General features: G+C 40.7%; 8 protein-coding genes. All 8 read left to right on the top strand.

The genetic code is table 11. From position 1 onward, the window contains the following. Window positions 1–308 precede the first annotated feature (308 nt). A complete protein-coding gene (locus tag ACZFYI_RS11975) occupies window positions 309–1,046 on the top strand; it encodes a glycosyltransferase family 2 protein (RefSeq protein ID WP_462524364.1) in 738 nt (245 codons plus the stop codon). Next, the gene (locus ACZFYI_RS11970) at window positions 1,039–3,291 is read left to right on the top strand and encodes a lipid-A-disaccharide synthase N-terminal domain-containing protein (RefSeq protein WP_462524363.1); all 2,253 of its coding nucleotides are present in this window, start codon (window positions 1,039–1,041) and stop codon (window positions 3,289–3,291) included. Before ACZFYI_RS11975 ends, ACZFYI_RS11970 begins: the two co-directional genes overlap by 8 nt. Before the next feature lie 76 nt (window positions 3,292–3,367). Next, window positions 3,368–4,033: a response regulator transcription factor gene (locus ACZFYI_RS11965; protein WP_462524362.1), complete on the top strand. Its 666-nt coding sequence runs from the start codon at window positions 3,368–3,370 to the stop codon at window positions 4,031–4,033. Continuing rightward, window positions 4,033–5,418, top strand: coding sequence for a sensor histidine kinase (locus tag ACZFYI_RS11960; protein ID WP_462524361.1), 1,386 nt, complete (start codon window positions 4,033–4,035; stop codon window positions 5,416–5,418). Before ACZFYI_RS11965 ends, ACZFYI_RS11960 begins: the two co-directional genes overlap by 1 nt. A 77-nt stretch (window positions 5,419–5,495) precedes the next feature. Next, window positions 5,496–5,906, top strand: coding sequence for a QcrA and Rieske domain-containing protein (locus ACZFYI_RS11955; RefSeq protein ID WP_462524360.1), 411 nt, complete (start codon window positions 5,496–5,498; stop codon window positions 5,904–5,906). Window positions 5,907–5,912: 6 nt separating this feature from the next. Continuing rightward, complete coding sequence (locus tag ACZFYI_RS11950; RefSeq protein WP_462524359.1) at window positions 5,913–6,536, top strand: hypothetical protein; 624 nt, start codon at window positions 5,913–5,915, stop codon at window positions 6,534–6,536. A gap of 11 nt (window positions 6,537–6,547) precedes the next feature. Further along, entirely contained in the window at window positions 6,548–7,087 is a 540-nt protein-coding gene (locus ACZFYI_RS11945) for a YceI family protein (protein WP_462524358.1), read from the top strand. Between the two features lie 31 nt (window positions 7,088–7,118). Next, a partial coding sequence (locus ACZFYI_RS11940; RefSeq protein ID WP_462524357.1) for an efflux RND transporter permease subunit occupies window positions 7,119–7,852 on the top strand: 734 nt, incomplete at its 3' end.

The following is a 7,852-nucleotide window of genomic DNA, read 5'->3' as shown; positions in this document are numbered from 1 at the left end:
TCTTTGCCTTTACCGAAGCATAAAATAATTTAGACCATTGTCTCGGGAAAAAGAAAAATTGATTATTATTTTTGAGGCACAAATAATTGCGAAATTTCAGGCAAATATTTTTTTGTCATTAACTTGCGGAAGGAAAAATGCTTTCCAAAGCACATCGGTTATCTCTCTTGTTTTATCCTAGCATCTTCAGAGAGAAATACTTTCCATTTGATATTTTGGGGATATTTAAGGGCTATTTAAGATTTTCTTAAGCCATTCTTAAGATTAAAGGATGAGTTTTGCTTGGTGTTTTTATAAAAATTTTTGAAATGAGGGGTATTACGCTAATTGTACCTGTGTTCAACGAAGAAGGAAATATCCTTAGGATACAGGATGAGGTGAACAGGTATAAAAATATTTCCAAACTCAGTGTATTTACCCTTTTTGTAGATGATGGGTCTAAGGACGATAGCCTAATCCGAATCAAGGAAGTATGTTCCTCCGACAGTTCTTTTGGCTTTATCTCTTTCAAGATAAATAGGGGCTTAAGTGCAGCAATCAGGGCAGGTTTTGACCATGCTACCACAGATTGGGTTGGATATATGGATGCCGACCTGCAGACAGACCCCAAAGAATTTTCCAATTTTGAGCCCTATTTGGAGTCATTCGACCTGATTACTGGAGAAAGACAAAACAGGAAAGATGGCTTTGGGAAAAAGTTTTCTTCTTCTTTTGCCAATTGGCTTAGAAATAGTTTTTTGAAGGACGGAATGAAAGATACCGGCTGTCCCTTAAAAATTTTCAAAAGAGAATTTGCTTTAAAAATTCCCTATTTCAATGGTTTTCACAGATTTTTCCCGGCTCTTACCCAGATTTATGGCGGTAAAGTAAAGGTTATTCCAGTAAACCATTTTCCCCGGACAGAAGGCAAATCCAAATTCAACGCCTTCAACAGGATAGTGCAGCCTTTGATGGACCTGTTTCTGGTTTATAGGTTAAAAAAGCGAAGGATCGTATATACTGTTAAGGAATCCAGTGTGTTGCAAACCCCAAAATTCCATGAATAATTTTATGTTACTTGGGTTAGGGCTGATAGCCCAAGGTCTCTTTGCAGCAAGGTTTATAATTCAATTGTTGAAATCTGAAAAAGCCCAAAATGTACAATCTCCGGCTTTATTTTGGCAGTTGAGCTTATTGGCGTCATTTCTTCTGATTTTATACGGTTTTATTCGTAGCGACATTGTCATCGTTGGAGGGCAGATTGTGGGTTATATGATATATATCCGAAATCTTCAGATTAAGGGAGATTGGAAGGGATTGCCTTTGCTGATTCGTATTTTGGCGGTGTTATTGCCATCAGTTTTATTTCTTTTTTTAATTTTTGGCATTAATTATAATTGGGAGAAATTCCTGGCTAATCCTGAAATCGAGGGACTTTTGCTGACTTGGGGAACCTTAGGTCAGGTGGTATTTACTTCCCGATTTGTGGTTCAGTGGCTATATTCTGAAAAGAGGAAAGAATCTGTTTTCCCTGTTTCATTTTGGCATATCAGTATGGCAGGAGCATTGATGATTGCCGTCTACGCTGTCATCCGTCAGGACGCGGTCCTTTTTATAGGACAAGCTTTTGGAATGATTGTGTATTCCCGAAACTTATATCTTCACTATCAGCAAAGTTTCGAAAAAGCCAAGTCATTGGTATTCAAATTCAAAAGGTACAGGTTTCCTGCATTGATGGTATTTACTGCGATGGTTCTAATGTTCAATTTGGGGAATTGGGAGGTGACGGAAAGCAGCGAGGCCCGCTATGCGCAAATCCCAAAAGAAATGATCGAATCCGGGGATTATATGCACCCGACTTTGATGGGAATCTACCATTACCATAAGCCACCGATGACCTATTGGATCACAGCGGTGGCATATAAACTTTTCGGGGTTTCTTCTTGGTCGGCAAGGATTTTCTTACAAATCGCAGTTTTGATGCAGATTTGGCTTGTGTTTCAGATTGGGAAGTTGCTTTTTGGGGATAACAAAACCGCTTTTTATTCGGCACTGATTTTTGCATCTTTCCCGACTTTGATTATTTCAGGCAGGGCATTGACTACTGATGGATTTCTGGCTGTGTTTGTTTTGGCAGCCATCTATACGTGGTTTTTATACCTCAGAGATTACAAAAAAAGATACCTTTTGCTTTTCTATCTGATGTTGGGTTTTGGTTTCTTGACCAAAGGTCCGGTGGCTTTGATTGTTCCGGTTGTACTGTTGGTTTTTCAGAAAATCTCCCAAAAAACAAAATTTGGAAATGGCAGAATTCACCTTTTGGGATTGTTGGTTTTCCTTCTGGTCGGGTTTAGTTGGTTTGTAATGCTGTATATTGAAGACAGGCAGTTCTTGGATTATTTTGTATTTAAGCATACTATTGAAAGGTTCTCTTCCGATACTTTCAAAAGAAGTCAGCCATTTTGGTTTTATATCGCAATTGTTATCCTGACAGCATTTCCTTGGTTTTTGGTGATAACCTCAAGGGTAAAAAGCCTATGGGTCGGGAAAAACAAGGACATGCTTGTCCTATTGGCTTGGGTATTTATTCCCCTGCTCTTTTTTTCCATGAGCCAATCCAAGCTGGTACTATATATTTTGCCTGTATATCCCGGAATAGCGCTTGCTGCTTCTGCAATTTGGGTAGGTTTGAAAAACAAGAGTCAGGTCACATGGGATAGGATCCAATTCGGTTTTCAGTTGCTGATTTTGATTGGTTTGGCCGTTAGCCCTTTGGTTGATTCCAAAATAGTTCTGAATTATAAGTTTTACTTTATTCTGGTGGTCACAGCTTCTATTTTGGTTTCTTTTAGGGCGATCAATATGAAGACTGTTGACAAAACAATATTGATGGGATACCTCTTTTTGATGGGGATTACAGCTTCTTCGACCTATTTTTTTGGAAACAATTCAGGGATGGTCAATGACCCAAAAAACGTGGCTTCTTTTATACAAAATGAATTGCCTGAAGTGGATCATATCATCATCTATGACCGCAGGATGCCTTCCATGTCTTTTTTGACGGATAAAAATATCATATCTCTATATGATGGGTCAGAAGACCTGAATAGGGAAACCCAATTTGAAAAAGATGAAAAGTGGAAAGCCAACCTCATCAACCTTAAAGAAGAACCTGATTGGCTTACAAAAAAGAGGCCTTCAGACGCAGTGTTGATGGCGAAAAAAAATAAAATAGAGGCTGACCCCATCAAGGATGCAGCAAAGGGATTCGGAAATATGAAAGAAATAGATGGATGGGTTTTATTTTATTGAGTTAATTTCCCGTACCTGTTGGATCAGGATACAGGGTAGAATTTGTAATTTGGAAGAAATGTAAATCGTTTGGTAAATGAGGATTTTGGTTATTGAAGATGAGCGTGGTATCTCGGGATTTCTGAAGCAGGGTCTGGAAGAGGAATCCTATGCCGTCGATGTAGCTGATGATGGAAAGAGCGGACTTGACCTGGCTTTGAGTGGGGAATATGATTTGCTCTTGGTAGACTGGATGCTTCCTGGAATGAGCGGAATTGAAATTACCCGAAATTTCAGAAAATCCTTTCCGAATACTCCCTTGATATTTCTCACTGCAAAAGACACTTCTGATGAGGCAGTCTTCGCACTGCAGGCCGGAGCCAATGACTATATCCGAAAGCCGTTTCATTTTGAGGAATTGCTCGCGAGGATCAGGGTGCAGCTCAGACCAAAATCAGGTGAACAAGTGATTTTCACACTGGGTCCAATCGCACTGTACACGGATACACATAGGGTTGAAAAGGAAGGCAAAGAGGTTGTATTGACCCAGAAAGAATTTGCTTTGCTTGAGTACCTGATCCGCAACAAAGGCAAAGTATGTCGGAGAAGCAGGATCATTGAAAGTGTCTGGGACATTCATTTCGAATATGATACGGGGGTCATAGACGTTTTTATCAATTCGATCAGAAAAAAACTTGGGCTGTCCAAGGAGGATAATTATATACAAACAATCAGGGGAGTAGGCTATATGGCCCAAGAATAATGAATCTACCATACAAAATCCGACTTTCAATTTACTTGACAGGTGCTTCAGCCTTACTTGTTCTGATTGCCTTTTTGGTTATTTATGGCGTGGCCAATTGGACCGTCATAAGAAATATTGACAAGGATCTGGAATTGGAGACCAAAATCCATCAAAACCAGATCACTTTGGTTGATGGAAAGATCAGATTTTTGCATAAAGATGAGTGGGAGGAAGCTGAACACAAAGAAGTACAGTTCCATCCGATTTTTATTGAGATCGTGGACAAGGAAGGAATCCAATTGGATAAATCACCGAATCTTGGGAGCTTTCATTTGGGATTCAGAAAAGACCATTCTTCAAGTGAAAAAGGATACAACCAATTCTTTATCAATCAGGAGATTAGGCAGATGCAGATTGCTTTAAAACACGATGGAAAAACCGAAGGATACCTTCTTGTAGCCACCTCATTTGAAGAAGCAAAAAACCTGCTTTACAACCTTAGGATCATTTTGTATGTATTGTACCCACTCATTCTGTTTTCGCTTTTTTTGACCATGAGATTTCTTGCGGGCAAAAGTATCCAGCCAGTTGACAAAATCACCAAAATGGCCAAATTGATTTCCCAAAAAAACCTTGACAAAAGGATCCCCTTGCCGCAAAACAATGATGAAATCAAGGAACTCGCAGTGTCTATCAACGACCTTCTGGAAAGACTCGAAGCGGCCATGAAAAGAGAGCAGCAGTTTACTTCTGATGCATCACATGAACTTCGGACTCCGCTTTCAGTGCTGAAAGGAAACTTTGAGGTATTGATCCGCAAACCTCGGGAACAAGAGGAATATATTGCAAAGGTGAGATATGGCCTGGAAGAAATTGATAAATTGAACAGCATCATAGACCAACTCTTGGCCCTGGCAAGGGTCCAAAAAGATGCATGGGATATCCATGAAATCGACCTGGAAAGTATTGCACTGGAAGTCACCGAGTCCATCCAAAAAAGTGAAGGAAGAAAGATAAATTTTACAAACCGGTCTGAGGAGCCATTGTATGTTCAGTCTTATGAGAAATCGGTTTTCATCATTCTGACCAATCTCATTCAAAATGCATTGAAATATTCCAAAGATGACACCGAGGTTTCTGTGGCAATTTGGAAGGAGAATTCCACCGGAATTTTGGAAGTGAAAGACAAAGGAATCGGCATAGAAAAAGAAGCACAATCCAAAATATTCAATCCATTTTTTCGAGAAAATTCCCCTGAGCTTGGGAAAGTGCAAGGTTCAGGTTTGGGACTTTCGATAGTAAAAAAATTGTGTGATCATCTGGGAATCTCCATTTCCCTTGAAAGTGAAAAAGGTCAGGGGACGTCCATACGGCTCATTTTTCCTGATAAAACCGGATTTTAAGCAAACCTTAAGAATTCTCTAAGGATTCCAAAAGATGCCTGAAGATACATTTGAGTATTCAAATTACTCAAGTGTATATGCAAAGAAGAGATTTTCTACTCAGGATCAGTGCTGGGGCAGCTGCCGGTTTGGCTGCCACTAGCCTTGGAAGTTGCCTTTCCCAACCTGAAAATCCGCAAAATACTCCTGTTGACTTCACTTTGGATCTCAGCCAGTTTCCGCAATTGAACCGGACAGGAGGGTTTCTGATCAAAGATAATGTCCTGGTAGCAAGGACAATTCAGGGAGATTATGTAGCTGCTACTGTAATCTGTAGCCATGAACAGCAGCGAAAGGTGGTATATGATGACGACAAAAACCAGTTTCACTGCACGGCTCATGATGCAAGGTTTGATTCCAGAGGCAAAGGGCTGAACAGTAACGGAAAACGTAACCTGACTGTGTATAATACCCAACTAAACGGCAACGACCTTCGGGTTTATTCCTGACAAACGATGAAAAAGCTATTATTGATTTTCACACTGCTATTTGTAATTATCCATCAGGCAAAAGCCCAGGATATAGATAGCCTCTTGATGTCCCTAGATTCGGAAGCAGAAGTGCCGACTCAGTTACTACCTGACAAAATCATGTTTACCCAAAGAATATTTTGGGGTGAAAGGGGGCTAATGAGGCGGACCGGCATCATGAAGCTTAATGAAGAAAACAGAATCAAGGAACTGAAAATAAGGAGAACGATGCTGGTGACCCATCAGGTTCTGGGCTATGCCACTTTGGCGGGAATGATAGCACAGGGCATTGTAGGCGGGAAATTATACAATGGAGAAACACAACTCAAGGGTACCCACGAAACTTTGGCTGCAGCAGTGAACATAGGATATTTTACAGGCGCTGCCTTATCGCTCTTTGCGCCTCCTCCCTTGATATCCAAACAAGTCAAAGGACTGAATTCCATCAAAGCCCACAAAATCCTGGCTTCAATCCACTTTACTGCGATGGTGGCAACCAATATTCTGGCAGAAAAAGCCGGAGACCCCAAATACGCTAAAATCCACAAAGCTGCGGCATTTACCGCTTTTGGGGCATTTGCAGGTGCTACTATTGTTATGAAATTTTAGAAAAACAACTTATGAAAATCTCCCTGATTTTAACAATCCTTTTCCTGGGTTCAAGCTTTCCCCTGCCGTCAGTCAGCATGAGGGCAAAAAAAGAAACCTCTGAAATAACCTATAGCGCCAGCCATTCTCTTCATGACTGGACAGGCGTAAATAAAGAAGTAAATGCGGTGATAGTACTCGAAGATTCCGGTAGTACCATCCAAAAAGTGGCTGTAAGTGCGTTGGTTGCTGATTTTGACAGTCAAAACTCGAACAGGGATTCCCATGCACTCGAAGTCCTGGAATCAATCAAATACCCCAAAGTACAGTTTGTCAGTACTTCGATTTCCCAACAAAATGAGCAATTGGTGGTCAGTGGTAACCTGACTTTCCATGGTATCACCAAACCGATCCAATTCAAAGCCAATTCCAAAAAGAAAGAAAATGGCATCGTGGTGGAAGGCGAAATCCCCATTTCACTAGAGGAATATAAAGTTGAAAGGCCAAGTTTTATGTTGGTCAAAACAGAAGACATCATTAAAATCAACTTCCACCTCGAATTTTATCCATAATGTTTTTTAATGCTACTAAAACTTTGAAACCATGTTAGACAAAATCATCCGTTGGAGTGTAGGAAATAAGATCATTGTTTTTCTTTTTATCCTTGGTCTGGTTGGATTTGGATCTTATTCACTCTCCCAAATACCCATAGGCGCCGTGCCGGATGTGACCAATAACCAAGTACAGGTCATTACCACTTCCCGAAATCTATCTACAGAAGACGTAGAAAAATACCTGACTTACCCCATTGAGTTGGAAATGGTCAACTTGCCGGGGGTAAAGGAAATCCGGTCTGTTTCCAAATTCGGGCTTTCGGTAGTAACTATTGTCTTTGATGACAAAATCGGGACTTACCTACCAAGGCAGCTGATTGCCGAAAAAATCAAAACCGCTGAGCAAAAAATCCCTGCCGGTTTTGGACAGCCATTTATGGGCCCCATTTCGACTGGTCTGGGTGAGATTTTCCAATATATCATAGATGTGGCTCCGGGCTATGAAGACAGGTACAGCCTGACTGACCTGAGGACGATTCAGGATTGGGTAGTCAAAAGACAACTTTCCGGTATCTCTGGAGTCGTGGAAGTCAACACCTGGGGAGGATTTTTGAAACAATATGAAGTTGCTGTCAGCCCTGAGCGACTCAAATCAATGAACATTGACCTGCTGCAGGTATTCAAAGCGTTGGAAGAAAATAATGCCATTGCAGGTGGCGGATATATTGAAAAGACAAATGAATCATTTTTTATCCGTGCGGAAGGACAGGTCAAAACCTTGGA

Source organism: Aquiflexum sp. (genome assembly GCF_977115555.1).
Note: the sequence above shows the minus strand (reverse complement) of the source record. Positions and strands in the feature narration are given on the sequence as shown.